The organism is Hydrogenophaga sp. T66 (genome assembly GCF_057219855.1).
This window is the reverse complement of record NZ_JBXVVX010000001.1, coordinates 1,819,716-1,844,070: the sequence shown is the minus strand read 5'-3', so window position 1 is coordinate 1,844,070 and position 24,355 is coordinate 1,819,716. Positions and strand designations below refer to the sequence as shown.

Annotated in this window: 23 protein-coding genes; 10 read left to right on the top strand and 13 right to left on the bottom strand. The window is 71.2% G+C overall.

Features of this window, described 5'->3' with window-relative positions:
* The first annotated feature begins 97 nt into the window (after nt 1–97).
* From AC2D80_RS08475 to AC2D80_RS08460, 4 genes are all read left to right on the top strand, one after another.
* Nucleotides 98–1,147 (top strand): thiamine ABC transporter substrate-binding protein, encoded by a 1,050-nt coding sequence (locus AC2D80_RS08475; RefSeq protein WP_484632528.1) that lies wholly within the window; start codon nt 98–100, stop codon nt 1,145–1,147.
* A 36-nt stretch (nt 1,148–1,183) separates the two neighbouring features.
* Nucleotides 1,184–2,812, top strand: a complete 1,629-nt coding sequence (locus AC2D80_RS08470) for an ABC transporter permease (protein WP_484632527.1) — start codon at nt 1,184–1,186, stop codon at nt 2,810–2,812.
* Nucleotides 2,796–3,440, top strand: coding sequence for an ABC transporter ATP-binding protein (locus tag AC2D80_RS08465; RefSeq protein WP_484632526.1), 645 nt, complete (start codon nt 2,796–2,798; stop codon nt 3,438–3,440). The genes AC2D80_RS08470 and AC2D80_RS08465 overlap by 17 nt, the downstream gene beginning before the upstream one ends.
* Nucleotides 3,441–3,520: 80 nt before the next feature.
* On the top strand, nt 3,521–3,865 hold the full coding sequence (locus tag AC2D80_RS08460) for a heavy metal-binding domain-containing protein (RefSeq protein ID WP_484632525.1): 345 nt from the start codon (nt 3,521–3,523) through the stop codon (nt 3,863–3,865).
* 49 nt (nt 3,866–3,914) lie between these two features.
* On the opposite strand, the gene AC2D80_RS08455 is transcribed toward AC2D80_RS08460, so the two are convergent.
* The 6 genes from AC2D80_RS08455 to grpE form a co-directional block, all read right to left on the bottom strand.
* Nucleotides 3,915–5,153 carry a lytic murein transglycosylase gene (locus AC2D80_RS08455; RefSeq protein ID WP_484632524.1) on the bottom strand — a complete coding sequence of 413 codons (1,239 nt, stop codon included), beginning with the start codon at nt 5,151–5,153 and terminating at the stop codon, nt 3,915–3,917.
* A 115-nt stretch (nt 5,154–5,268) separates the two neighbouring features.
* Entirely contained in the window at nt 5,269–6,633 is a 1,365-nt protein-coding gene (locus AC2D80_RS08450; protein WP_484632523.1) for an MBL fold metallo-hydrolase RNA specificity domain-containing protein, read from the bottom strand.
* A gap of 30 nt (nt 6,634–6,663) precedes the next feature.
* Nucleotides 6,664–7,662, bottom strand: a complete 999-nt coding sequence (locus AC2D80_RS08445) for a ZIP family metal transporter (protein WP_484632522.1) — start codon at nt 7,660–7,662, stop codon at nt 6,664–6,666.
* Nucleotides 7,663–7,816: 154 nt separating this feature from the next.
* Nucleotides 7,817–8,950, bottom strand: coding sequence for a molecular chaperone DnaJ (gene dnaJ / locus AC2D80_RS08440; RefSeq protein ID WP_484632521.1), 1,134 nt, complete (start codon nt 8,948–8,950; stop codon nt 7,817–7,819).
* A gap of 88 nt (nt 8,951–9,038) precedes the next feature.
* Nucleotides 9,039–11,006, bottom strand: coding sequence for a molecular chaperone DnaK (gene dnaK / locus AC2D80_RS08435; RefSeq protein WP_484632669.1), 1,968 nt, complete (start codon nt 11,004–11,006; stop codon nt 9,039–9,041).
* A gap of 62 nt (nt 11,007–11,068) precedes the next feature.
* Entirely contained in the window at nt 11,069–11,614 is a 546-nt protein-coding gene (grpE, locus tag AC2D80_RS08430) for a nucleotide exchange factor GrpE (RefSeq protein ID WP_484632520.1), read from the bottom strand.
* Between the two features lie 149 nt (nt 11,615–11,763).
* Between grpE and AC2D80_RS08425 the strand changes: the two genes are divergently transcribed.
* A complete protein-coding gene (locus AC2D80_RS08425) occupies nt 11,764–12,609 on the top strand; it encodes a fumarylacetoacetate hydrolase family protein (RefSeq protein ID WP_484632519.1) in 846 nt (281 codons plus the stop codon).
* A gap of 6 nt (nt 12,610–12,615) precedes the next feature.
* Here AC2D80_RS08425 and AC2D80_RS08420 read toward each other — a convergent pair whose 3' ends face one another.
* From AC2D80_RS08420 to AC2D80_RS08395, 6 genes are all read right to left on the bottom strand, one after another.
* Entirely contained in the window at nt 12,616–12,954 is a 339-nt protein-coding gene (locus AC2D80_RS08420; RefSeq protein ID WP_484632518.1) for a winged helix-turn-helix transcriptional regulator, read from the bottom strand.
* Between the two features lie 155 nt (nt 12,955–13,109).
* The gene (locus tag AC2D80_RS08415) at nt 13,110–13,610 is read right to left on the bottom strand and encodes a MarR family winged helix-turn-helix transcriptional regulator (protein ID WP_484632517.1); all 501 of its coding nucleotides are present in this window, start codon (nt 13,608–13,610) and stop codon (nt 13,110–13,112) included.
* The gene (locus AC2D80_RS08410; protein ID WP_484632516.1) at nt 13,610–14,029 is read right to left on the bottom strand and encodes an acyl-CoA thioesterase; all 420 of its coding nucleotides are present in this window, start codon (nt 14,027–14,029) and stop codon (nt 13,610–13,612) included. The genes AC2D80_RS08415 and AC2D80_RS08410 overlap by 1 nt, the downstream gene beginning before the upstream one ends.
* A gap of 12 nt (nt 14,030–14,041) precedes the next feature.
* On the bottom strand, nt 14,042–14,827 hold the full coding sequence (locus AC2D80_RS08405) for an SDR family NAD(P)-dependent oxidoreductase (RefSeq protein WP_484632515.1): 786 nt from the start codon (nt 14,825–14,827) through the stop codon (nt 14,042–14,044).
* Between the two features lie 29 nt (nt 14,828–14,856).
* Nucleotides 14,857–16,716, bottom strand: a complete 1,860-nt coding sequence (locus AC2D80_RS08400) for a feruloyl-CoA synthase (protein ID WP_484632514.1) — start codon at nt 16,714–16,716, stop codon at nt 14,857–14,859.
* 34 nt (nt 16,717–16,750) lie between these two features.
* The gene (locus AC2D80_RS08395) at nt 16,751–17,545 is read right to left on the bottom strand and encodes a crotonase/enoyl-CoA hydratase family protein (protein WP_484632513.1); all 795 of its coding nucleotides are present in this window, start codon (nt 17,543–17,545) and stop codon (nt 16,751–16,753) included.
* A gap of 117 nt (nt 17,546–17,662) precedes the next feature.
* Here AC2D80_RS08395 and AC2D80_RS08390 point away from each other — a divergent pair, with 117 nt between their 5' ends.
* Both AC2D80_RS08390 and AC2D80_RS08385 read left to right on the top strand, forming a co-directional pair.
* Nucleotides 17,663–18,523, top strand: coding sequence for an amidohydrolase family protein (locus AC2D80_RS08390; protein WP_484632512.1), 861 nt, complete (start codon nt 17,663–17,665; stop codon nt 18,521–18,523).
* A gap of 11 nt (nt 18,524–18,534) precedes the next feature.
* Nucleotides 18,535–20,388: an AMP-binding protein gene (locus AC2D80_RS08385; protein WP_484632511.1), complete on the top strand. Its 1,854-nt coding sequence runs from the start codon at nt 18,535–18,537 to the stop codon at nt 20,386–20,388.
* A gap of 46 nt (nt 20,389–20,434) precedes the next feature.
* On the opposite strand, the gene AC2D80_RS08380 is transcribed toward AC2D80_RS08385, so the two are convergent.
* The gene (locus tag AC2D80_RS08380; protein WP_484632510.1) at nt 20,435–21,076 is read right to left on the bottom strand and encodes a DsbA family protein; all 642 of its coding nucleotides are present in this window, start codon (nt 21,074–21,076) and stop codon (nt 20,435–20,437) included.
* 146 nt (nt 21,077–21,222) lie between these two features.
* On the opposite strand from AC2D80_RS08380, the gene AC2D80_RS08375 reads away from it, so the two are divergent.
* From AC2D80_RS08375 to AC2D80_RS08365, 3 genes are all read left to right on the top strand, one after another.
* Nucleotides 21,223–22,260, top strand: a complete 1,038-nt coding sequence (locus AC2D80_RS08375; RefSeq protein ID WP_484632509.1) for a TRAP transporter substrate-binding protein — start codon at nt 21,223–21,225, stop codon at nt 22,258–22,260.
* 295 nt (nt 22,261–22,555) lie between these two features.
* Nucleotides 22,556–23,026, top strand: a complete 471-nt coding sequence (locus AC2D80_RS08370) for a TRAP transporter small permease (protein WP_484632508.1) — start codon at nt 22,556–22,558, stop codon at nt 23,024–23,026.
* Nucleotides 23,023–24,345, top strand: a complete 1,323-nt coding sequence (locus AC2D80_RS08365; protein WP_484632507.1) for a TRAP transporter large permease — start codon at nt 23,023–23,025, stop codon at nt 24,343–24,345. Before AC2D80_RS08370 ends, AC2D80_RS08365 begins: the two co-directional genes overlap by 4 nt.
* Nucleotides 24,346–24,355: the final 10 nt, after the last annotated feature.

Sequence of the window (24,355 nt, the reverse complement as noted above, 5' to 3'; positions counted from 1 at the left end):
TGAATACGCCCGCCCATGCCCCTGCGCGCCGGCGCGGTGCTCCCACTGCCTCGGCCAGCGCCGTCCTGCCACCGCCGCTCCGTTCGCTCCACCCGCCATGCAACGACGCCCCCTGCTGGCCGCCGCCGCCTTGTCGGCCGTGACCGCTCCCTTCGCCGCCCCCGGTGCCGCCCGCGCCCAGGCGCGACCGACCCTGCGGGCGCTGGTGCACGACTCCTTCGAGCTGCCCCCGCCGCTGCTGCAGCGCTTTGAGGCCGAGGCCGGCGTGACGCTGCAGGTCATCAAGGGGGGCGACGCCGGCGAGGTGGCGAACAAGCTGATCCTCAGCCGCGAGCGGCCGATCGCCGACGTGGTGTTCGGCATCGACAACGCCTTGCTGCCGCGCGTGGCCGGGGCCGGCGTGATCGATGCCTACGACGGGCCCGCGGCCCAGCGGGCGGCGCTCGCGCCGCTGGGGGAGGGCGTGGTGCCGGTGACGCTGGGCTATGTGGCGCTCAACCTCGACCGCGCCTGGTTCGCCCGCGAGCGGCTGGCCCCGCCCGCCTCGCTGGAGGAACTCACCCAGCCGAGCTGGCGCGCCCGCCTGGTGGCGCCCAACCCCGCCACCTCCAGCCCGGGCCAGGCCTTCCTGCAGGCCACCATCGCCCACTTCGGCGAGGACGCCGCGTTCGACTGGTGGGGACGCCTGCGCGCCAACGGCCTGAAGGTGGTGAAGGGCTGGAGCGAGGCCTACTACACCGAGTTCACCCGCAACGGCGGCACGCGCCCGCTCGTGGTGAGCTACGCCAGCAGCCCGGCCGCCGAGGTGTTCTACGCCAAGGAGGCGCCGGCCGACTCTCCCACCGCCAGCCTGTTCCTGCCCGGGGGCGTGTTCCGGCAGGTGGAGGGCGTCGCGCTGGTCAAGGGCGCGCCGGCGGCGGCGCGGCCGGCGGCCGGGCGTTTCATCGAATTTCTCCGCAGCTCGGCGGTGCAGGAGGCGCTGCAGACCACGATGTGGATGTACCCGGTGGAGCCGGGTGTGGCCCGTGTGCCGGTGATGCAGCGCCACGCGCCCGAACCGCGCCGCTTCGACAACCCGCCGCCCGCGCTGGCCGCGGCGCGCGCGCGCGACTGGCTCACGCGCTGGACGCGCGTCGTGCTGCGCTGAGGCGCGTCCTCGCACCGGCCCCGCCGCCGTCCACCGATGTCTGCCGCTGGCCTGATCCCCCGCGTCTGGCTGGCCGTACCGCTGCTGTTTCTGGCGGCGGTGGCCGTCGCGCCGGCCTGGCGCTTGCTGGCCGAGGGCGCGTCGGCGGGCGACGCGGCGTGGCTGGGGGTGTGGGCCGACCCCTTCTGGCGCGGGCGGCTGCTGTGGTCGCTGGCGCAGGCGGCGGTGACCGTGGTGCTGGCGCTGGCACTGGGTGTGCCGGTGGCCTGGGTGCTGGCGCGGCGCGCATTCCCCGGGCGCGCGCTGGCCCTGCGGCTGCTGATGCTCCCGTTTGTGGTGCCCACGCTGGTGGCGGCGATCGGCGTGCTGGCGCTGTGGGGGCCGCGCGGCTGGCCCGGCGCCTGGTTGGCCGAGGCCGGCCTGCCGCTGGATGAGACGCCGTGGCTGCTGCTCTACGGCAACCTGTTTTTCAACCTGTGTCTGGTGGTGCGCGCGGGCGTGGAGGCGCTGGAGCGGGTCGACGGCCACCGCGTGGCGGCCGCGCGCACGCTGGGTGCCTCGCCGTGGCGGGCGTTCTGGCGCGTGGAGTGGCCGGCGATCGCGCCGTGGCTGGCGTCGGCCGCGTGTCTGGTGTTTCTGTATTGCTACGCCGGCTTCGGGCTGGCGCTGGTGCTGGGTGGGCCGCGGTGGGCGACGGTGGAGGTGGAGATCTACACGCTGGTGGCCCACGAGCTGGCGCTGGGCCCGGCGAGCGCGCTGGCGGCCTGGAGCCTGGCGATCGGCGCGGCCGTGGCGCTGGGCCATGCGCTGCTGGAGCGGCGGCTGGGCGTGCCGGCGCGCTGGCAGCCGGTGCCGCGCGCGCGCCCGGCCGGCGCGGCGCAGTGGCTGGGCGTGGGGCTGGCGATGGCGGTGCTGGCCCTGGTCTGCGGCGCGCCGCTGCTGGCGATCGCGTGGCGTGCGGCGGTGGCGCTGGCCGGCGGCGCCGCGGCCTCGCTGGCGGGCGATCCGCAGGTCTGGCTGGCGCTGGGCAACACGCTGCGCTTCTCCGCGCTGGCGCTGGCGCTGGCCACCGCCCTGGGCCTGCTGCACGCGCTGGCGGCCCACGGCCTGGCCCGCGGCGGCAGCGCCGTGCGCGCGCTGGCCTACCTGCCGTTCGTGCTGTCGCCGGTCACGGTCGCGTTCGGCCTGCTGCTGCTGGCGCCCGGCTGGACGGCCAGCCTGAGCCTGCTCGTGGCGGCCTACGCGTTGCTGGCCTACCCGTTTGTGGCCCAGTCGCTGGGCGCTGCCCTCGACGCGCTGCCGGCGCACTGGGCACAGGCCGCCGCCACGCTGGGCGCGCCGCCGCGGCGCGTGCTGCGGCGCGTGGTGCTGCCGCTGCTGGCGCCGGCCCTGCGGCGCGGCATGGCCTTCGCCGCCGCCACCGCGCTGGGCGAATTCGCGGTGTCGCTGTTCCTGTCCCGGCCGGAATGGGTCACCCTCACCACCCTGATCCACCAGCGCCTGGGCCGGCCGGGCGCCGGGTCGCTGGACGAGGCCTTCGCGCTGGCGGCGCTGCTGATGCTGCTCGCGCTGGCCGCGTTCCTGCTCATCGACGGCCCGCGCCGCGCGACCCGCCACGCCTCCCACCACGCCTCCATCGCCTCTGCCCATGCTCGACCTGCATGACATTCACCACCGCTGGCAGGACCAGCCCCTGCTGGACGGCGTGAGCCTGCGCGTGGGGGCCGGTGAGACCGTGGCCCTGCTGGGGGCGTCCGGCAGCGGCAAGAGCACGCTGCTCAAGATCGCCGCGGGGCTCGAAGCGCCGCAGGCCGGCCGCGTGTGCTGGGACGGGCAGGACATCACCGGCGTGCCGCCCCACCGCCGCGGCTTTGCGCTGATCTTTCAGGACTTCGCGCTGTTCCCGCACCTCGACGTGCGCGACAACGTGGCCTTCGGGCTGGTGGAGCAGGGCATGGCGCGGTCTGCGGCCCGCGCGCAGGCCGTGGCGCTGCTGGCGCGTTTCGGGCTGGCCGGTCAGGCCAGCGCCCGGGTGTGGACGCTCTCCGGCGGCGAGCAGCAGCGCGTGGCGCTGGCCCGCGCGCTGATCACGCGCCCGCGCCTGCTGCTGCTCGACGAGCCGTTCTCCGCGCTCGACGCCGACCGCCGAGCCGATCTGCGCGAGGAGTTTGGCCGGCGCGTGCGCGAGGCCGGCATGGCTGCGTTGCTGGTCACGCACGACGAGGCCGAGGCCCGCGCCATGGCGCAGCGCGCGTGGCGGCTGGCGGGCGGCGTGCTGCACGCCTTGTGGTGACACCGCCGCGCGGCAGAATCCGGGCGTCCTCTTTCTTTCGGCCGATTGGCCGACAACCCGCCCGCCGCAAGGAGCCCCGCATGGCCTGGTCGTCCAAAGCCCACCCCGACTTTTTCCTCAGCACCACGACGCCGCCCGGCATCGACGCCTCGCAGTACCTGGGCATCGTCAATGGCGAAGCCATCATCGGTGCCAACATCTTCCGCGACCTGTTCTCCGCGGTCCGCGACATCGTGGGCGGCCGCGCTGGCGGTTACGAGCGCGCGCTGGCCGGCGCGCGGGACGCGGCGCTGGGCGAGATGCTGCAGGCCGCGCGCGAGCTGGGCGCCAATGGCGTGATCGGCATCGATTTCGACTACGAGGTGCTCGGCGAGACCAACGGGATGATGATGGTCGCCGTCAGCGGCACCGCGATCCGCCGCTGAGGCGCCCCGCCGCGCCTTCTCGCGCTTTCTCGCGCGGTGTCGCGCGGCTTCAGCCGCCGCGCAGCGCGCGCAGCAGGCGCTGGCCGGCGCGTCCGTCGGTCGTCAGGCCGAGCCGGGCCTGCTCCACGCGCACCGCCGCGCGCGTACGTTCGCCCAGCAGGCCGTCGATCGCGCCGATGTCGTGGCCGCGCGCGGCCAGCAGGGTTTGCAGCTCGCGCCGCTCGGCGCGCGACAGGCCGGGGTCGTCGGTGGGCCAGGGCGTGGCGAAGGCGCCACCGCCGCGCAGCCGGTCGGCCAGGTGGGCGATCGCCAGACCGTAGCTTTCCGCGGCGTTGTAGCTGAAGAGCGCGTCGAAATTGCGGCTCACCAGAAAGGCCGGGCCCTGCGGACCTGCGGGGGTCATGAGCCCGAGCGACAACTCGTCAGGGATCGGCTGGCCATCCACCCGTTGCAGGCCGCGCGCGCGCCAGTCGCTGCCCGGGCGTTTGGTGCGGCGGCCTTCGCCGGCGGTGGAAAAGCCGGCCGGCAAGCGCACCTCGAAGCCCCACGGCACGCCAGGGCGCCAGCCGGCGCGCTGCAGGAAGTTCGCGGTCGAGGCCAGCGCGTCGGCCGTGCTGTCGAACAGGTCGGCGCGGCCGTCGCCGTCGAAGTCCACCGCCAGCCGCTCGAAGGTGCTCGGCATGAACTGCGTGTGGCCGAAGGCGCCGGCCCAGGAGCCGTTGAAGCGTTCGGCCGGGAAGTGGCCGGCCTGCACGATGCGCAGCGCGGCGAAGAACTCGGTGCGGAAGTAGGCCTGGCGTCGGCCTTCGCACGACAGCGTGGCCAGCGAGCGCAGGATCGGCAGGCCGCCCAGGCCTTGCCCGAAATTGCTCTCCACGCCCCACACCGCCACCACCGTGGCCGGGTCCACGCCGTGGCGCTGCTCGACCGCGCGCAGCACCTCGGCCTGCGCGGCCAGCCGCGCCTGCCCGTCGGCCACGCGCTCGTCGTCCACCAGCGCGGCCAGGTAGTCCCAGACCGGGATGCGGAACTCGGGCTGGAAGTTGAGCCGCTCGATCACCACCGGGTCCGACAGCAGGCCGGCGGTGTGGCGGCGCCAGGTGTCGGCGTTGACGCCGGCGGCCGCGGCCGCGGGACGCAGGTCGGCCATGCAGGCGGTCAGCGGCGCGCCGGTGGGCGGCGCGGACGCTGCGGTGGGGGCCTGGGCGGCCACGAGGGGCGCGGTCAGCAGGCCGGCGAGCAGCGCGCACAGGCGACGGGGGGTGGTGGGAGGGATCGTGCGGGACATACCAGGAGGAGGCGACGGGGCGCGGAAAGTTCGGCGGAATCGATGAGGGCGCGGTGGCGGCCACGCCGTGGCAGGCCTGTGGGGCGGGCCCGCGGGGCGCGGGGACCGACCGCGCTCAGGCCAGCCAGGTGCTGCCGTGCTCCGGAACCATGGCGCGCCAGCCGAGTTCGCGCTCGATGCGCGCGCGCAGGGTGTCGGAGGCGGCCAGTTCGCCGTGGGTGACGAACACCCGGCGCGGCGGCTGGGGGAGGCGGCGCAGCCAGGCCAGCAGCTGGTTGGCGTCGGCGTGGGCGGAGGCCGAGCCGAGCTGGACCACCTCGGCGCGCACCGGCCAGTCCTGCCCGAAGATGCGCAGCGTGGGCTGGCCCTCGGCGAGTCGGGCGCCGCGGGTGCCGGGCGCCTGGTAGCCGGTGAGCACCACCATGTGGCGGTGGTCGCTCAGGTACTGCGTGAGGTGGTGCAGCACGCGACCGCCGGTGGCCATGCCGCTGGCGGCGAGGATGACTTTGGGGCCGTGCTGATGGGCGATGGCTTTGGACTGCTCCACGCTGGTCACCAGCCGCGCGGCGCGGGCCATGTCCCGGTTCTGCGCGGCGCTGAGCCGGTGGTCGCCGAGGTGGTGTTCGAACAGGGCGGTGGTGTCCACCGCCATCGGGCTGTCGAGGTAGACGGGCAGGGCGTGCGGCAAGGCACCCGCGGCCTTGAGCTGCGCGATCGCCAGCAGCACCGCCTGCGCGCGCCCCACAGCGAACACCGGCACGACGGCGGTGCCACCGCGGGCGGCCACCCGCGACAGCGCCGGCCCCAACTCGGCCATCACGTCGCCCTCCGGGTGGGTGCGGTCGCCATAGGTCGATTCGCACACCACCACGTCGGCTGCCGGCGGGTCCTCGGGCGCGCGCATGAGCGCGTCGTCGGGTCGGCCGAGATCGCCCGAGAACAGCAGGCGCTGGCCGCCCACCTCAATCAGCACGCTGGCCGCCCCCAGGATGTGGCCGGCGCCGAAGAAGCGCACCGTCCAGCCGGGCAAGGGTTCGCAGGCCTCGTGCCAGTGGGCCGCGCGCAGGTGCTTGAGGCTGTCGCGCGCGTCTTGCTCGGTGTAGAGGGGCAGGGCTGGCTGGTGCCGGCTGAAGCCCTTGCGGTTGGCGTAGGCGGCGTCTTCTTCCTGAAGGTGGCCGCTGTCGGGCAACAGAATCTGGCAGAGATCGCGCGTGGCGGCGGTGCACCACACCTTGCCGCGGAAGCCCTCCTTCACCAGCAAGGGCAGGTAGCCGCTGTGATCGATGTGCGCGTGCGTCAACACCACCGCGCCGATCTGCCCCGGGACCACCGGCAGCGGGTCCCGGTTGCGCAGCCGCAGCGGCTTGAAGCCCTGGAACAGACCGCAGTCGACCAGCAGGCGCTGGCCGTCGTGCTCGACCAGGTACTTGGAGCCGGTCACCGTGCCGGTGCCGCCGAGGAATCGAATGTGTACGCCCATGCGAGTCATCTTAGCCCCGCCCGGGGCGGCTCAGGCGAAGGCCGCGTTGAGCCAGATCATGAACACGAAGCCCCCCATCAGCGTCGCGCTGGCCGCGCCCTCGAACCCGTGCCGGTGGGTCTCGGGGATGATCTCGTGGCTCACGACGAACAGCATCGCCCCGGCCGCCAGCGCCAGTCCCAGCGGGTAGAAGGCCGGCAGGCTGCCCAGCACCGCCACCCCCACCAGCGCACCCAGCGGTTCGGCCAGCCCGGTGAGCGCGGCCACGCCCCACGCCGAAGCCGTGCCCAGCCCCAGCGTTCGCAGCGCCATCGCCACGATCAGGCCTTCGGGCATGTTCTGCAGCGCGATCGCCATCGCCACGGCCGCCCCGTCGTGGACCTCGCCACCCGACGCCGGCGCGGCGTAGGCCGCGCCCACCGCCAGACCTTCGGGCAGGTTGTGGATCATCAGCGCCAGCACCATCAGCCAGGCGCGCGAGAGACCCGGCGCGGCCGCGGCGCGGCGCTGCGCGTGCCCGTTGGCGGCCGGTGGCAGCACCGCGTGCTCATGGGGCAGCGCGCGGTCGATGGCCAGCATCAGGCCCATGCCCAGCGCGAGCCCCAGCCCGGTGAGCAGGGCGGCCCGGCCACCCGCGCCGACCAGCGCGACGCTCGCCTCCAGCGCGGGCAACAGCAGCGAGAACACCGCCGCTGCCAGCATCACGCCGGCCGAAAACGCGAGAAACGCCGACTCCTGCCGCTTGCTCAGCCGCCGCACCACGGCCACCGGCAGCGCGCCCACCGCCGTGGCCAGCGCCGCCAGCAGCGAGGCCTGCACCCCAGCGACCATCGCGCTGCCGCCGGGCTGGGCCAGCCACCAGCCACGCGTGGGCGCCCACCAGGTCGACACCGCCGCCACCCCCGCCATCACCAGCGCGCCCGCGCCAAGCGCCAGCAAAGCGCGCGTCGGCGCGCCGGCCGGCGTCAGGCCGTGGGCGCCGGCGTCGTGGTCAGCAATGCCGGGAATCGGGTGGGTGAGGGCGGTCATCGAAGCCTCCGGGTAGGGGGAGAAGGCCTCGATTTTGTCGAAAACTATCGATAGTTAGAAATCGATGTTTTTTATGAATCGGATAGGTCCGGTCACAGCGCCGGACGTCCCGCGGCGGGCGGTCGCCCGCGCGCCGCGGGTCCGCCGGCTTTCCTCACGAGAAAAAGTCCTTCGCCTTCTCAAACCAGCCCTTGTCGTTGGGGCTGTGCTTGTGGCCGCCCTTCTTGAAGGACTCGTCGAGTTCCTTCAGCAGCTTGCGCTGGTGCTCGGTCAGCTTCACCGGGGTCTCCACCGCCACATGGCAGTACAGGTCGCCGGGGTAGCTGCTGCGCACGCCCTTGATGCCTTTGCCGCGCAGGCGGAAGGTCTTGCCGCTCTGGGTGCCTTCGGGCAGGTCGATGGTGGCCTTGCCCTGCAGCGTGGGGACATCGATCTCGCCGCCGAGGGCCGCGGTCGTCATGCTCACCGGCACCTGGCAGTGCAGGTCGTCGCCGTCGCGTTCGAAGATGTCGTGCTTGCGCAGGCGGATCTCGATGTAGAGGTCGCCGGCCGGGCCGCCGTTCTGGCCGGGTTCGCCGTTGCCGGTGGAGCGGATGCGCTGGCCGTCGTCGATGCCGGCCGGGATCTTGATCTCCAGCGTCTTCTGCTTCTTGATCTTGCCCTGGCCGTTGCAGGCGGTGCAGGGCTCGGGAATGATCTTGCCCTTGCCTACGCAGGTCGGGCAGGTTTGCTGCACGCTGAAGAAGCCCTGGCGCATCTGCACCACACCCGCTCCATGGCAGGTGCCGCAGGTCTTGGCGCTGGTGCCCGGCTTGGCGCCGGTTCCGTGGCACGTGTCGCAGTCGTCCCAGCTGGGAATGCGGATCTGCGTTTCCTTGCCCTGGGCGGCTTCCTCCAGCGTGATCTCCATCGCATACGACAGGTCGGCGCCGCGGTACACCTGCCGCCCGCCGCGCCCGCTGCGGGCGCCCCCGAAGATGTCACCGAAGATGTCGCCGAAGGCGTCCGAGAAGCCGCCGAAGCCCTCCGGCCCGCCCGGCCCGCCGCGCATGTTGGGGTCCACGCCGGCGTGGCCGTACTGGTCGTAGGCCGCTTTCTTTTGCGGGTCCGACAGCATTTCGTAGGCTTCCTTGACCTCCTTGAATTTCTCCTCGGCGGTCTTGGCGGCTTCGCCCTGATTGCGGTCGGGGTGGAACTTCATGGCGAGCTTGCGGTACGCCTTCTTGATCTCCTCGTCGGAGGCGTTCTTGGGCACACCCAGCACGTCGTAAAAGTCGCGTTTGGCCATGGGAGTCTGTCAATCGGTGTTCGGTGGAGCACGAACGCCGCGGCGGGTTGCCCCGGCGCGGCGGTGAGGGTGGGGCGGTCCGGGCCGCTCAGCCCTTCTTCACTTCCTTCACTTCGGCGTCGACGATGTCGTCGTTCTTGCCGCCGGCGGCGCTGGGCTGCTCAGCGGCGCCAGCCCCACCGGCCGAGGCCGCCGCGGCTTCGGCCTGCGAGGCAGCGTACACCTTCTCGCCCAGTTTCTGGCTGGCGGTCATCAGCGCCTCGGTCTTGGCCTCAATGGCGGCCTTGTCGTCGCCTTTGACCGCCTCGTCCAGCGCCTTGAGCGCGTCTTCGATGGCCGATTTCTCGCCGCCGTCGAGCTTGTCGCCGTGCTCGCCCAGGCTTTTCTTCACGCTGTGCGCCATGGCCTCGGCCTGGTTGCGGGCCTGGACCAGCTCGACCTTCTTCTTGTCTTCGGCGGCGTTGAGCTCGGCGTCCTTCACCATCTTCTGGATCTCGTCCTCCGACAGGCCCGAGTTCGCCTTGATGGTGATCTTGTTTTCCTTGCCGGTGCCCTTGTCCTTGGCGCTGACGTGCAGGATGCCGTTGGCGTCGATGTCGAAGGTCACCTCAATCTGCGGCATGCCGCGCGGCGCGGCCGGGATGCCTTCCAGGTTGAACTCGCCGAGCAGCTTGTTGCCGGCCGCCACCTCGCGCTCGCCCTGGAACACCTTGATCGTCACCGCCGGCTGGTTGTCGTCGGCGGTGGAGAACACCTGCGAGAACTTCGTCGGGATGGTGGTGTTCTTCTGGATCATCTTGGTCATCACGCCGCCCATGGTCTCGATGCCCAGCGACAGCGGGGTCACGTCGAGCAGCAGCACGTCGGTGCGGTCACCGCTGAGCACCTGGCCCTGGATCGCGGCGCCCACGGCCACGGCTTCGTCCGGGTTGACGTCCTTGCGCGGCTCCTTGCCGAAGAACTCCTTGACCTTCTCCTGCACCTTGGGCATGCGGGTCATGCCACCGACCAGGATCACATCGTGGATGTCGCCCACCGCGACGCCAGCGTCCTTGATGGCGGTGCGGCAGGGCGCGATGGTGCGCTCGATCAGGTCTTCCACCAGCGCTTCCAGCTTCGCGCGGGTGAGCTTGATGTTGAGGTGCTTGGGGCCCGAGGCGTCGGCCGTGATGTAGGGCAGGTTGATGTCGGTCGCGGCCGAGGACGACAGCTCGATCTTGGCCTTTTCGGCCGCTTCCTTCAGGCGCTGCAGGGCCAGCACGTCCTTGCTCAGGTCAACGCCCTGATCCTTCTTGAACTCGCTGATGATGTGGTCGATGATGCGCTGGTCAAAGTCTTCGCCGCCCAGGAAGGTGTCGCCGTTGGTGGACAGCACCTCGAACTGCATCTCGCCGTCCACGTCGGCGATCTCGATGATCGACACGTCAAAGGTGCCGCCGCCCAGGTCGTACACGGCAATCTTGCGATCGCCCTTCTCGCTCTTGTCCAGGCCGAACGCCAACGCCGCGGCGGTGGGCTCGTTGATGATGCGCTTGACCTCCAGGCCCGCGATGCGGCCGGCGTCCTTGGTGGCCTGGCGCTGGGCGTCGTTGAAATAGGCCGGCACGGTGATCACGGCCTCGGTGACCGGCTCGCCCAGGTAGTCCTCGGCGGTTTTCTTCATCTTGCGCAGCACCTCGGCGCTCACCTGCGGGGGCGCCATCTTCTTGCCGCGCACCTCGACCCAGGCGTCGCCGTTGTCGGCGGCCGTGATGGCGTAGGGCATCAGGTCGATGTCCTTCTGCACTTCCTTCTCGGTGAACTTGCGGCCGATCAGGCGCTTCACCGCGTACAGCGTGTTCTTCGGGTTGGTGACCGCCTGGCGCTTGGCCGGCGCGCCGACCAGGATCTCACCGTCTTCCTGGTACGCAATGATCGACGGCGTGGTGCGGGCCCCCTCGCTGTTTTCGATCACCTTGGTGTTGTTGCCCTCCATGATCGCCACGCACGAGTTGGTGGTGCCGAGGTCGATGCCGATGATGCGTCCCATGTTCTGACTCCGTGAGGAAAGAGGAATGTGTGAAAAACGATGTGGGGAAGGTGTGGATAACCGGTGGGCTTTTCAAGGCCGCGGGGCGCTCACTTCGGCGCTGCCACGGTGACCAGCGCCGGGCGCAGCACGCGCTCGGCAATCAGGTAGCCTTTCTGGAGCACGGTCACCACGGTGTTGGCTTCCTGGTCGGCCGGCACCATGCTGATGGCCTGGTGCTGGTGAGGGTCGAAGCGCGTGCCGGCCGGCGGCGCAATGGCCACCACCTTGTGGCGCTCCAGGGCGCTGCGCAGCTGCTTGAGCGTGGCCTCAGACCCTTCGCGCAGCTGCTCGCGCGTGGCGTCGGTGATGGCCAGGCCAGCTTCCAGGCTGTCGGCCACGGCCAGCAGGCTCTCGGCGAAGCTCTCCACGGCGAACTTGCGCGCCTTGCTGACCTCGTCGTCGGCGCGGCGGCGGGCGTTTTCTGCCTCGGCCTTGGCGCGCAGGAACTGGTCGGCCAGGTCGGTGTTCTGGGCCTTCAGCGTGGCGATCTCGGCCTGCAGGCGGGCGAGGTCGTCGTGGGCCTGGACGGCGGCCGCGGCTTCGGCTTCCTCGGGGGGCAGGGCGTGGGCGGGGTTCTCGGGCGTGGCGCTCATGGTGTCTGGGGTGGATTCGTCGGACCGGTCGGTGCGGGGCGCCGCCGGGTTGCGCGGCACTTGGGGCGGCCGGCGGTGGTTTCAAGGGGGTGACAGCAAAAAAAGCCGGCGCGGGGCACCATCGGGCGTTTTTACCCCCGCAAGACCCCATGAAACTCTTTCGCCACGGCGCCCCCGGCGCCGAACGACCCGGCCTGGTGGACGCCGACGGCATCCTGCGCGACCTCGCCGGCATCACCGCCGACATCGGACCGGCCACGCTGGGCCCGGATTCTATGGCCCGGCTGGCCGCGCTGGACGCCCGGCGCCTGCCCGAGGTGCCGGCCGGCACCCGCCTCGGCCCGTGCGTGGGCGGCGTGGGCAACGTGATCGGCATCGGCCTGAACTACGCCGACCACGCTGCCGAGGCCGGTCTGAAGCCACCCGGCCAGCCCATCGTGTTCAACAAGCACAACGGCGCCATCAGCGGCCCGAACGACGATCTCTGGCTGCCGCCGGGCTCGCACAAACTCGACTGGGAGGTGGAGCTGGGCATCGTGATCGGTCGGCGCACCTTCCAGATCGCCGAGGCCGACGCGATGAAACACGTGGCGGGCTTCTGCCTGGTCAACGACGTGTCCGAACGCGCCTGGCAGATGGAGATGGAAGGCCAGTGGACCAAGGGCAAGGGTTACCCCACGCACTGCCCGATCGGCCCGTGGCTGGTCACGCCCGACGAACTCGGTGACCCGCAGGACGTGGACCTGTGGCTGGACGTGAACGGCCAGCCGCGCCAGCGCGGCAACACGCGCACCATGATCTTCAGCGTGGCCCACATCGTGAGTTACCTCAGCCGCTTCATGGCGCTGATGCCGGGCGACGTGATTCCCACGGGCACGCCGCCGGGCGTGGGCATGGGTCAGAAGCCGCCGGTCTACCTGAAGGCCGGGGATGTGGTGACGCTGGGCGGGCGGGGATTGGGCGAACAGCGCCAGCGGGTGGTTGCCGCGCCCTGACGGCGCTCAGCGCGCCGTGGTGCGCGCGGGCGCCGCCCGGCGGCTGGAGCGCGCCTGGGCCTGGTGCCAGCGGCCGGCAAAGCTGCGCACCTCGCCGAGCCGGCGCACGAGATCCGCGCCCTGGGCGGTGAGGCAGTAGCCGTGGCCGGTGTGGTCGAGCAGGCGGGCCGCGCGCAGCTCTTTCAGGCGGGTGTTCAGGGTGTTGGGCGTGACGCCGCCCACGCTGTCCTGCAGCAGGCGGAAGGTCTGCGGGTGACCGTCCGCGAGGGCCCAGATGACGCGCAGCGCATAGCGGGCCTCCAGCAGCTCGAACAGCTGGGCGATCGCTTCGGTCTCCTTGCGCATGCCGGTCTCCTGATGGGCCTCGCGGGCCTCTGTGAACGGCGGAACTGTAGCCGGGCGCGCCGCCTGCTACCAGATGGCTAGCACGGTGCGCTGCAGCAATGTGGCGCGGAGGCCATGCTCGGGATTTCCCCGGATTGCCTGAGCGGGCTTTGGGGTCATGCCCGTTCGTACACCTTGCGCAGCAGCGTGATCAGCGTGCGTTGCTGTGCCGCGGTGAGGCCGCGGCTGGCGTGGTCTTCGAGCTGGGTGGCCACGGCGCAGGCGTCGCGGTAGAGCCGCTGGCCGGCGGCGCTCAGGTGCAGTCCCTGCGCACGGCCGTCGTCGGGGTGTGGTTTGCGCAGCACCAGCTGGCGTTCGTGGAGCGATCGGATGATGCCCACGAGGTTGGGCGGCAGGATGTCCAGCGCGCTGCAGATCTGCCGGGAGGTCACGCCCGGGTTTTCGGCAATCACCGACAGCACCGAAAAATCCACCGGCCGCAGCCCGAACGGCGCCATGCGGTCCAGAAACACGCCCACGATGGACAGCGAGGCGCGCCGCGCGTGGTAGCCCAGCAGCGATTGCAGGAAGTCCGTGGTCACCGTGGCGTCCGCCGCACCCGGGGTGGCGGGGGTAGCGCCATCGGGCGAGCCGGCGGGGGCGATTCGGCGCGGCATCAGCTGCACAGGGCCCGGATGTCCGCCGGGATGGGAATGGCCTTGATGCGGTCCGGGTCGTCGGGGTGGCGGATGCAGAAGGCGCGCGTTTCGCGGCCCTCGCACAGCACCGTGTCGCCGCGGCGCACCACGTGCTCCTGGATCAGCACCTTCTCGCGCCATTCCGCCACGCGCGTGTGCACCTGCAGTCGCTGGCCGTAGGTGGCGGGCTGCAGGAAGCGGGTGTGGATCTCCAGCAGCGGCGTGCCGATGATGCCGGTGGTCTTGACCAGTTCGCGCCACGGCGGCACGCCGCAGCGCACGAAAAAGTTCAGCGAGGACGCGTCCATCCACTTGCTGAAGTTGGGGAAGAAAACGATGCCGGCGGGGTCGCAGTCGCCGAACATCACCTCCACCTCATAGATCACGGTTTTGCTCATGGGCCGCGATTCTCAGCGCGGCGCCATGCGCAGGGCGCCGTCGAGGCGGATCACCTCGCCGTTGAGGTGGGTGTTGGTCACGATGTGGGCCGCCAGCGCGGCGAACTCCTCCGGTTTGCCCAGCCGCGACGGGAAGGGGATGCTGGCGGCCAGCGACTGCTGCACCGGCTCGGGCAGCGTGCGCATGAGCGGCGTGGAGAACAGGCCGGGCGCGATCGTGCAGACGCGGATGCCGTGTTGCGCCAGATCGCGCGCCATGGGCAGCGTCATGCCGACCAGCGCGCCCTTGGAGGCGCTGTAGGCCTGCTGGCCGACCTGGCCGTCGAAGGCGGCCACGCTGGCGGTGAACAGCATCACGCCGCGTTCGCCGTATTCCAGCGGGGGCAGTGCCGCGCAGGCGGCGGCAAACAGGCGGCTGGCGTTGTAGGTGCCGATGAGGTTGACGCGCACCACGCGGTCGAAATCCTCCAGCGGCGCGGCGCTGCCGTCCTTCTGCACCACGCGCTTGGCGGTGCCGATGCCGGCGATGTTCATGAGGATGCGCGCTGGCCCGAGCGCCGCGGTGGCGGCGTCGAGCGCCGCCTGCAGGCGGGCGGTGTCGGTGATGTCGGTGGCCAGCCCGATGGCACGGCCGGCGCCGTGCGCGGTCACGATGTCGGCGGCCACGCGCTCGGCCGCGGCCGCGTTGACGTCGAGCACGGCCACGCGCGCGCCCAGGCGGGCCAGCTCGCGGGCGGTGGCCTCGCCCAGGCCCGAGCCGCCGCCGGTGACGAGGGCGGTTTGTCCGTCGATCTGCATGCGATGTCTCCTGTGGGTGGGTGGTGGGTTCAGGCCGAGGGCGCGAGGGTGTGCGGCAGCCGGCCTTCGTGCAGCGCGTCCACCAGCGCGGCGCGGTGGGTCAGCACCGCGCGCTGGTTGATCGATCCTTTGTCGGTCACTTCGCCGCGGTCGAGCGACGGCGGTTCGGCCAGCAGGGCCAGGCGGGCCACGCGACTGGCGCTGCCCGTGGCGCTGGCCGCCAGACCGTCGACCACGCGCTGGAAGTGCGTCTGCACCGCGGGATGGGCAATCACGTCGGCCAGCGGTGCCTCGGGCGGCAGGTCGGTCAGCCCGCGCAGCGCGGGCGTGGGAAACAGCAGGGCGCCCACCTCGTGGCGGTTCAGGCCGGTGATGACGGCATCCTGAACGTAGGGCGCGCCGGCGGCGATCAGCCGCCCGCGCAGCGGCCCCACGCTGACGAAGGTGCCGGTGGCGAGCTTGAAGTCCTCGGCGATGCGACCGTCAAAGCGCAGGCCGCGGTGGATGTCGGTCGGGTCGATCCAGGTCACCGCGTCGCCGGTGCGGAAGAAGCCTTCGTCGTCAAACGCCTCGGCGGTCTCGGCGGGCATGCGCCAGTAGCCGGGCGTGATGTTGGGCCCGCGGTAGCGCACCTCGGTCTTGTCGCCCGTGGGCACGAGCTTGAGCTCCAGCCCGGGCGTGGGCAGCCCGAGGTCGCCCGCGCGCACGTCGGGGCTGGTCACGAAGATGCCGAACGGACCCGACTCGGTCATGCCCAGCCCGGAGGTCATGACGATGCGTTCGCCGACCTCGCGTTCGGCGCTGGCGAACAGGCTGTCCCACACCGGCTGGGCCAGCGCCGCGCCCGCGTAGAAGAACATGCGCACCCGCGACAGCAGCGTGCGCCGCAGGGCGTCGTCCGTGGTCATCGCGCGGGCGATCGCCTCGAAGCCGGTGGGTACGTTGAAGTACAGCGTGGGCGCGATCTCGCGCAGGTTTCGCAGGGTCTCGCCGATCAGCGCGGGGGTAGGTTTGCCGTCGTCGATGTAGAGGGTGCCGCCGTGGTACAGCACCATGCCCACGTTGTGGTTGCCGCCAAAGGTGTGGTTCCACGGCAGCCAGTCGACCAGCACCAGCGGGCCTTCGGCGAGGACCGGCATCGAGGCGGTCATCTGCGCCTGGTTGGCGCACCACAGTCGGTGGGTGTTGATGACCGCCTTGGGCATCTTGGTCGAGCCCGAGGTGAACAGGAACTTGGCGATCGTGTCCGGGCCGGTGGCCTGCATCGCGGCGTCCACGGCCGGCGTGGCTTCGGTGGCCAGCAGGTCGGCGAAGGGCGTCACCGCACGCCCCTCCAGCGCGCCCGCGGTGGCCACGATCTCCGCGTCCGCGGGCACGGTGGCGCTGAGCGCGCGGCCATAGCGCGCGGTATCGGCCGCAAACACCAGGCCCGGCGTGAGCGTGCGCAGCGCATGGCGCAGCTTGTCAAAGTCCTGGCTGACCAGCGAATAGGCCGGGGACAGCGGACACCAGGGCACCCCGGCGTACAGGCAGCCCAGCGACAGCAGCGCGTGTTCGAGGTCGTTCTCGCTGAGGATCAATACCGGTCGCTCGGCGTTCAGACCGCGGTCGAGCAGCGCCTGGCCGATGCGCCGCGCCGCGTCCAGCGCCTGCGCGAAGCTCACGTGGTGCCAGTCGCCCCGGCTGCCATCGGGCAAGGCGGCGCGCCGGGCGAACAAGGTCTGGTCGGGGCGTGCCCGCGCCCAGTGGATCAGGCGGTCGGTGAGACGGTCTGGCCAGCGGGGGGCGGGCGCGTCCGCGCTGAGGTAGGACACGCCGGCGTCGCCGGCGCGCAGCACGCCGCGGGTGACGCCGAAGGGCAGGGGGCGGTAGCGGGCGGTGGTGCTCATGGACGCTCCGGGAGGGCGGGTGGGTGCACGGCGCTCAGCCGCGCGACACCTTGGCGGCTTTGCCGTCGAGGAAGGCGCGCACGCGCGCCTTGGCCTCGGGCGCCGACTGGGCGATGGCGGAGATCAGCGCTTCGGTGAACAGGCCGTGGTCGGCCGGCTGCTCGGCAATGCGCGGCAGCGCGTGCAGCAGGGCGTAGTTCGTCATCGGGGCGTTGGTGGCGATGCGGGTCGCCAGCGCGAGGGCTTTGTCGAGCGCCTGGCCCGCCGGTTCCACGTACTGCGACAGACCCAGGCGCTCGCCCTCGTCGGCGGGAATCACACGGCCGGTGAGCATCATGTCCAGCATGCGCGCCGCGCCGATGAGCTTGGGCACCCGCACCGAGCCGCCGCCGCCGACGAAGATGCCGCGCGTGCCTTCAGGCAGCGCATAGAAGGCGCTCGCGTCGGCCACGCGGATGTGGCAGGCGCTGGCCAGTTCCAGCCCGCCGCCCACCACCGCGCCGTGCAGCGCGGCGACCACCGGCACCGGGCCCTTTTCCACCGCGTCGAGCGCGGTGTGCCACAGGCGCGAATGCATCACCCCCTCGGCCGCGTCGCGTTCGCTCAGCTCGGACAGGTCCAGCCCGGCGCAGAAGTGCTCACCCGCGCCGTGAATCACCGCGGCGCGCACGCTGGACGGCAGGTTCTGGAAGGTGTCGCGCAGCGCGATCACCAGCGCGTCGTTCAGCGCGTTTCGTTTCGACGGTCGGTTGAGCGTGATGACCGCAAGCTCCTGCGCATCGCCGCGCAGCGCGATCTGGAGATCCGGGTGTTGGGGGAGGGAAGCCATGGTGTCGGGTGGGTTGGTTCGCTTGTGGATGGCGGGCATTATTGTTATAAACAATAACCAAATCAACCGAAGCATCCGACCGGAAGCCCCCGTGTTTACCCTGAGGAGACACCGACCGTGGACCACCAGAACCTGATCGCCATCGACATCCACACCCACGCCGAGGTGAGCTGCTGGAACCCGTTTGACAACTACGGCGAGGAATACGACCGCGCGGCCGACAAGTACTTCGGCAGCAACCGCCGGCCGACCATCGCCGAGACGGTGGCCTATTACCGCGAGCGCAAGATCGGGCTGGTGATGTTCACGGTGGACAGCGAGTCGCAACTGGGGCGTCGCCGCATCCCGAACGAAGAAATCGCGCAGGCCGCGCGCGAGAACAGCGACATGATGATCGCCTTCGCCAGCATCGATCCGCACAAAGGCAAGATGGGGGCGCGCGAGGCCGAGCGGCTGATCCGGGAGGAGGGGGTGCGGGGCTTCAAGTTCCACCCGACCGTGCAGGGCTACCACCCCTACGACAAGATGGCGTGGCCGATTTACGAGGTCATCAACGCCCACAAGCTGCCGGCCATCTTTCACACCGGCCACAGCGGCATCGGCAGCGGCATGCGCTGCGGCGGCGGGCTGCGGCTCGAGTACAGCAACCCGATCCACCTCGATGACGTGGCCATCGATTTCCCCGACATGCAGATCGTCATGGCCCACCCGAGCTGGCCCTGGCAGGATGAGGCGCTGAGCGTGGCCACGCACAAGCCCAATGTGTGGATTGACCTCAGCGGCTGGAGCCCGAAGTACTTTCCCAAGCAGTTGATCCAGTACGCCAACACGCTGCTGAAGGACCGGGTCCTGTTCGGCAGCGATTACCCGCTCATCACGCCGGAGCGCTGGATGAAGGACGCCGAGGTCGCGGGCTTCAAGCCCGAGGTGATGCCCGGCATCCTGAAGGACAACGCGGTCCGTCTCCTGGGACTGTGACGGTCGCCGCGATGCTCAAGGCGTTTCACACGCTGGCCGACATCGAGGCCCTGGAGCGGCGCCCGCTCGCCGAGGTGGCGCCGCGGCGCACGCCCTACGCGCTGATCCGCGCCGCCGCCGAGCGCTTCCCGGAGCGTGAGGCCTTCACCTTTCTGCCCGACGCCGACCTCGACCGGGCGCCGCGTCGGGTGACGTACCGTGAGCTGCTGGCGTCCATCCACCGCGCGGCCAACGCCTTCCGGGCGCTGGGCGTGGGACCGGACGACAGCGTGGCGCTGCTGGCACCCAACACGCCCGAGGCCCATGCGGTGCTGTGGGGCGCCCAGCTCGCCGGCCGGGTATGCCCCATCAACACCTTGCTGCAGCCCGACCACATCGCTGGCCTGCTGCGGGCCGCGCGGGCGCGGGTGCTGGTGGCGCTCGGACCCAACCCGGAGCAGGCGGTCTGGCCGACCGCCCTGGCCGCTCATGCAATGCACGACGGCACGCTGGTGCCGATCGTGGTGGACGGCGCGGAAGTGCCGGACCGGCCCTCCCTGCAGGCGTTGATGGCAGCCCAACCGGACGAACTCACCTTTGAGCCGGACCTGGACCCCGATCGCGTGGTGGCCCTGTTCCACACCGGCGGGACCACCGGCGCGCCGAAGCTCGCGCAACACACCGCGGGCAACGAGGCCCACACCGCCTGGTTCGCCCACGCCTTCTACGATTGCGACGAACACAGCGTCGAGGTCAACGGCTTTCCGCTGTTCCACGTGGCCGGTGCCTTTGTCTATGGCCTGGCGCTGCTGGCGGTGGGCGCGCGGCAGGTGCTGCCCACGCTCAGTGGCATGCGCCACGCCGCCTTCGTGCGCGCCTACTGGCGCTTCTGCGCGCGCGAGCGCGTGACCCACCTCGCTTGTGTGCCCACGGTGCTCTCGAGCCTGTTGGCTGTGCCGGTGGATGCGGACATCTCGACGGTGCGGGCGGCCTACACCGGTGGCTCGCCGCTGCCGGCCGAGCTGGCGCAGCGCTTCGAGGCGGCCACGGGCATTCCGGTGCGCAACATCCTGGGCATGACCGAGTGCGCCGGGCTGGTGAGCATCGAGCCGTTGCACGCGCCGCGGACGCCCGGCAGCGCCGGCTGGCGGCTGCCGTACACCGAGGTGCGTGCGGTGCGCTGGCGGGACGGAGCGGCCGCGCTCAGCGAATCGCTGCCGGCGGGCGAGACGGGCGTGGTCGTGCTGCGGGGCCCGCACATCAGCCCCGGCTATCTCGATGCGGCCCGCAACGCGGGCATGTTTGAGGACGGCTGGCTGATCTCCGGCGATCTGGGGCACCTCGACGCCGCCGGCCGCGTGCACCTGACCGGGCGCGCCAAGGACGTCATCATCCGCGGCTCGCACAACATCGACCCTGGCTTGGTGGAAGACGCCTTCCTGGCCCATCCCGCCGTGGCGCAATGCGCCGTGGTGGCCGAGCCCGATGACCACAGCGGGGAGATTCCCGCCGCCTTCGTCGTGTTGCGACCGGGGCACGCCATCGCTGCGGCCGACTTGCTCGCGGCCGTCGTCCCGACGGTCTACGAGCGACCAGCCTGTCCGAAACGGGTGGTGGTGGTCGAGTCCCTGCCGCTGACCGCGATCGGCAAGGTGTTCAAGCCGGCGCTGCGCTGGCGTGCCACCGAGCTGCGGCTCGCCGAGCTGGCGGCCTCGCTGGCGCCGGGCCGGTCGGTGTCGGTGCAGGCGGGCGAGCATGGCGGGCGCCTGCAGGCCGAGGTCCGCGTCGCGGGCAGCGACCCGGCGGCCGATGCGTCGCTGCCAGACCGCTTGCGCGCGGCGATGGGCGCCATGGCGGTGGTGGTCGCGGTAAATACCGGCGCCTGAATCGCCGCCGTCCGCGGCCGCCTCACCCGCCGCCTCGGCCGGCGCCTCACCAGCCGCCGGTGGCCAGCCAGCGATCCACGTCCGGCAGCCGGTCCACGCCCCAGAAGGGCTCGCCGTCCACCACCACCGTGGGCGAGCCGAACACGCCGGCCCGCAGGCCCTCGTCCACCAGCGCGCGCAGCAGCGCCGCGGCTTCATCGCCGCCGGCCGCGTCGGCGATGTCGGCACCGACCACCGGCGCCAGCGACGCGGGCGTGGACAGGTCCTGGCCCGCGCCCCACACCGCGCCGTAGATCGCGTGCACCACGCCCGCCAGCGCCGCCGGCCGGTGGGCCCGCACCCAGGCCGCGGCGCGCGCGGCGGGCAGCGGGTTCATCATCGGGTCGCGCGGCTGGCGCGCCATCGGCATGCCCAGCGCGCGCTGGTGCCGGCGCACGTCGCGCTCCACATAGTCGCCCTTCAGCGGCGTGTCCAGCAAGGGCTTGAGTCCCATCACCTTCATCACCGACACGCCCAGCAGCATCGGCCGCCAGTCCACCGCGCGGCCGTGGCGGGCGGCGATGGCCTCGATCTGCCGCGACGCGAAGTAGCCGTAGGGCGAGATGAAGTCGAAGTGAAAGACCAGGGGCGCGGCGGCCGCGGCCGGCCGTGGCGGCGTCGGTGGGGTGGGGGAGTGGTCGGTGGCCATGTGCGCGAGACTACGCCACCCGCCGAGGCGCGACCGTCGCGATGGTTTCATCGCATAACGGCATATCTGAAAGACTGTCATCGCACTGGCGTTGGATGGGCGCCGGCGGCACAGTGCCGATGGCCCCACAACCCCCAGGAGACACCATGACCGCCATCCGCCGCCGCGCCGCCCTCTGGGCACTGGGCGCGATCACCGCCGCCGCGATCGCCACGCCGGCCGCCGCGCAGACCGTCACGCTGCGGCTGCACCAGTTCCTGCCCGGCCAGGCCACCATCCCGTCCAAGGCGCTGGTGCCGTGGGCACAGAAGGTGGAGGCCGAATCGGGTGGCCGGCTGAAGATCCAGCTGTTCCACGCCATGCAGCTCGGTGGCGCGCCGCCGCAGCTGTTCGACCAGGCCCGCGATGGCGTGGTCGACATCATCTGGACCGTGCTCGGCTACACGCCAGGCCGCTTCAACAAGACCGAGGTGTTTGAGCTGCCGTTCATGAGCGGCAACGCCGAGCAGTCCTCGCGCGCCATCCAGGAGTACGTCGAGAAGTTCGCCGCCGACGAATTCAAGGACGTCAAGCTGATCGCGGTGCACACCCATGGCCCCGGCCTGTTCCACACCAAGCAGCCGGTGCAGGGTCTGGAGAGCCTGCGCGGCATGAAGATCCGCGGCGGCTCGCGGATCATCAACAACATGCTGGTCAAGCTCGGCGCCACGCCGGTCGGCATGCCGGTGCCGGCCGTGACGGACGCGCTGTCCAAAGGCACGATTGACGGCACGACGATCCCGTGGGAAGTCACGCCCTCGCTGAAAGTGACCGAGCTGGTGAAGAACCACACCACCTTCGCCGGCGCGGAAGGCCTGTACACCCAGACCTTCGGCTTCGTGATGAACAAGGCCAGCTACGACAAGCTGCCGCCGGACCTGAAGGCCGTGATCGACAAGAACTCCGGCATCGAGACCGCCGCGATGTTTGGCCGCGCGATGGATGAGGGCGACAAGGCCGGCCGCGCCATCGCCGAGAAGGCGGGCAACCGCATCGTCACGCTGGAGCCGGCCGAAGTGCAGCGCTGGCGCCGCACCGCCGGCACGGTGGAGACCGACTGGATCGCCGAGGTGAAGGGCAAGGGCATCGACGGCGCCCAGCTCGCCAGCGAAGCCCGCGCGCTGATCGCCAAGCACAAGAAGTGACGCTCGGGCCTTGGCCCGCCGCATTGCCGGGATAATCCCGCTCGCCCGGCCCCGCCGGGCGACAGTCGACGTCCTGCCGACGGTCCGCTGTCTGGTGTCCCGCCTGCTGTCATCTGCACCTACAACCGCGTCTTTCGAGCCAGGGCGGCGCTGCAAATCCTCGCGATGCCTGCGGGTATCGCTTCGGTTGGCGCCTCGCCCTGACCCGACATCCCTCGGTTTTCTTTGTGCAGGTACCAGCGGGACAGGACACCAGCGCAGCGCCACCCGTCGGCTTTTTTTCAGGGGCTCCGCCTTGAAACTGCTTTCCTTCCTGGCGCAGGCCTGCGCGGTGCTGGCCGGCCTGTTGCTCACGGTCATCACGCTGGTGACCTGCGCCAGCCTGATCGGCCGCAACACCACCGGCTGGACCCTGCTGGGTGACTACGAGTTGACCGCGGTCACCGCCGGCGCGGCGGTGGCGCTGTTCCTGCCGTGGTGCCAATGGCGCCGCGAGCACATCATCGTGGACTTCTTCACCGCGCGGATGCCAGGCGGCGTCAACGCCTGGCTCGACCGCTTCGGCGCCCTGTGCCTGGCGGCGGTGATGGCCCTGCTCACCTGGCGCACCGCTGTCGGCGGCCTGAGCGCCAAGGCCTCGCAGACCACGACCATGATGCTCGGCTTCCCGGAGTGGGTGGTGTACGCGGCCATGGTGCCGCCGCTGGCGCTGACCGGCGTGATCGCGCTGGTGCAGGCGTTGGGCCTGGCGAAGGAGGCCGCATGAGCGCGCTGCAGATGGCGGGCGTGATCTTCGCCTGCATGCTGGTGTTGATGGTGGTGCGCGTGCCGATCGCCATTTCGATGTTTGTCGCCGGCTGCGTGGGCTACATCGCGCAGGTGGGGCTGCCGCCATTCCTCAACAACCTCAATGGCCTGGCCTACGCGCGGTTCGCCAGCTACGACCTGTCGGTCATCCCGCTGTTCATCCTGATGGGCAATTTCGCCACGCAGGGCGGCATCTCCAAGGCCCTGTTCCAGTTCGCCAGCGTGGTGATGTCGCGCTTCAAGGGCGGGCTGGCCATGGCCGCGGTGATGGCCAGCGCGGCGTTTGGCGCCATCTGCGGCTCGTCCATCGCCACCGCCGCGACCATCACCCAGGTCGCCTTGCCCGAGATGAAGCGCCACGGGTACTCCGGCCGCCTGTCCACCGGCACGCTGGCCGCCGGCGGCACGCTGGGCATCCTGATTCCGCCCTCGGTGCCGCTGGTGATCTACGCGATCCTGACCGAGCAGAACATCGCCAAGCTGTTCGCCGCCGCGACCATCCCCGGCGTCATCGCAATGCTGGGCTACATGATCGCCATCGCGGTGTATGTGCGCCTCGTGCCGGGCCACGCGCCGGACCACGGCGACGACGACCACCCGCGCCTGACCACCGAAGCCCTGTGGGGCGTGTTGCCGATCGCGGCCATCTTCCTGCTGGTGTTCGGCGGCATCTACGGCGGCCTGTTCACGCCGACCGAGGGCGCCAGCGTCGGCGCGGCGGCGACTTTCGTGGCCGCGCTGCTCAAGCGCGAGCTCACGCTGGCCAAGATCCGCCACTGCTTCGTCTCCACCGCCGCCAGCAGCGCGATGATCTTCCTGATCTTCATCGGCGCCGACCTGATGAACGCCGCGCTGGCGCTCACGCAGGTGCCGGCGCAGCTGGCCGCCATCGTGCAGGGCTGGGACGTGCCGCCGACGATGGTGGTGGCGGGCATCCTGCTGTTCTACGTGGTGCTGGGCGCGGTGATGGACGAGCTCTCCATGATCCTGCTGACCATCCCGATCTTCTTCCCGGTCATCATGGGCCTGGACTTCGGCCTGCCGCCCGAGTCGGTGGCCATCTGGTTTGGCGTGATGGTGCTGATGACGGTGGGCTTTGGCCTGCTGGCGCCGCCGGTGGGGCTCAATGTGTACGTGGTCAACGGCATGGCCAAGGATGTGCCGATCGCCGAGAGCTACAAGGGCGTGATGCCCTTCCTGGCGAGCGACGTGGTGCGCACGGCCCTGTTGCTGGCCTTCCCGGCCATCTCGCTCTGGCTGGTGCAGTTTGTCGGATGAGGGGACGTCG

Excerpts from the sequence above, each read along its gene's own strand:
- AC2D80_RS08405 (WP_484632515.1), bottom strand. The coding sequence starts at position 14,827 with ATGCAGATCGACGGACAAACCGCCCTCGTCACCGGCGGCGGCTCGGGC.
- AC2D80_RS08385 (WP_484632511.1), top strand. The coding sequence starts at position 18,535 with ATGCTCAAGGCGTTTCACACGCTGGCCGACATCGAGGCCCTGGAGCGG.
- AC2D80_RS08365 (WP_484632507.1), top strand. The coding sequence starts at position 23,023 with ATGAGCGCGCTGCAGATGGCGGGCGTGATCTTCGCCTGCATGCTGGTG.
- AC2D80_RS08395 (WP_484632513.1), bottom strand. The coding sequence starts at position 17,545 with ATGGCTTCCCTCCCCCAACACCCGGATCTCCAGATCGCGCTGCGCGGC.
- AC2D80_RS08445 (WP_484632522.1), bottom strand. The coding sequence starts at position 7,662 with ATGACCGCCCTCACCCACCCGATTCCCGGCATTGCTGACCACGACGCC.
- grpE (WP_484632520.1), bottom strand. The coding sequence starts at position 11,614 with ATGAGCGCCACGCCCGAGAACCCCGCCCACGCCCTGCCCCCCGAGGAA.
- AC2D80_RS08400 (WP_484632514.1), bottom strand. The coding sequence starts at position 16,716 with ATGAGCACCACCGCCCGCTACCGCCCCCTGCCCTTCGGCGTCACCCGC.
- AC2D80_RS08455 (WP_484632524.1), bottom strand. The coding sequence starts at position 5,153 with ATGTCCCGCACGATCCCTCCCACCACCCCCCGTCGCCTGTGCGCGCTG.
- AC2D80_RS08410 (WP_484632516.1), bottom strand. The coding sequence starts at position 14,029 with ATGAGCAAAACCGTGATCTATGAGGTGGAGGTGATGTTCGGCGACTGC.
- AC2D80_RS08475 (WP_484632528.1), top strand. The coding sequence starts at position 98 with ATGCAACGACGCCCCCTGCTGGCCGCCGCCGCCTTGTCGGCCGTGACC.
- AC2D80_RS08375 (WP_484632509.1), top strand. The coding sequence starts at position 21,223 with ATGACCGCCATCCGCCGCCGCGCCGCCCTCTGGGCACTGGGCGCGATC.
- AC2D80_RS08450 (WP_484632523.1), bottom strand. The coding sequence starts at position 6,633 with ATGGGCGTACACATTCGATTCCTCGGCGGCACCGGCACGGTGACCGGC.
- AC2D80_RS08460 (WP_484632525.1), top strand. The coding sequence starts at position 3,521 with ATGGCCTGGTCGTCCAAAGCCCACCCCGACTTTTTCCTCAGCACCACG.
- AC2D80_RS08465 (WP_484632526.1), top strand. The coding sequence starts at position 2,796 with ATGCTCGACCTGCATGACATTCACCACCGCTGGCAGGACCAGCCCCTG.
- AC2D80_RS08470 (WP_484632527.1), top strand. The coding sequence starts at position 1,184 with ATGTCTGCCGCTGGCCTGATCCCCCGCGTCTGGCTGGCCGTACCGCTG.
- AC2D80_RS08420 (WP_484632518.1), bottom strand. The coding sequence starts at position 12,954 with ATGCGCAAGGAGACCGAAGCGATCGCCCAGCTGTTCGAGCTGCTGGAG.
- AC2D80_RS08415 (WP_484632517.1), bottom strand. The coding sequence starts at position 13,610 with ATGCCGCGCCGAATCGCCCCCGCCGGCTCGCCCGATGGCGCTACCCCC.
- AC2D80_RS08425 (WP_484632519.1), top strand. The coding sequence starts at position 11,764 with ATGAAACTCTTTCGCCACGGCGCCCCCGGCGCCGAACGACCCGGCCTG.
- dnaJ (WP_484632521.1), bottom strand. The coding sequence starts at position 8,950 with ATGGCCAAACGCGACTTTTACGACGTGCTGGGTGTGCCCAAGAACGCC.
- AC2D80_RS08380 (WP_484632510.1), bottom strand. The coding sequence starts at position 21,076 with ATGGCCACCGACCACTCCCCCACCCCACCGACGCCGCCACGGCCGGCC.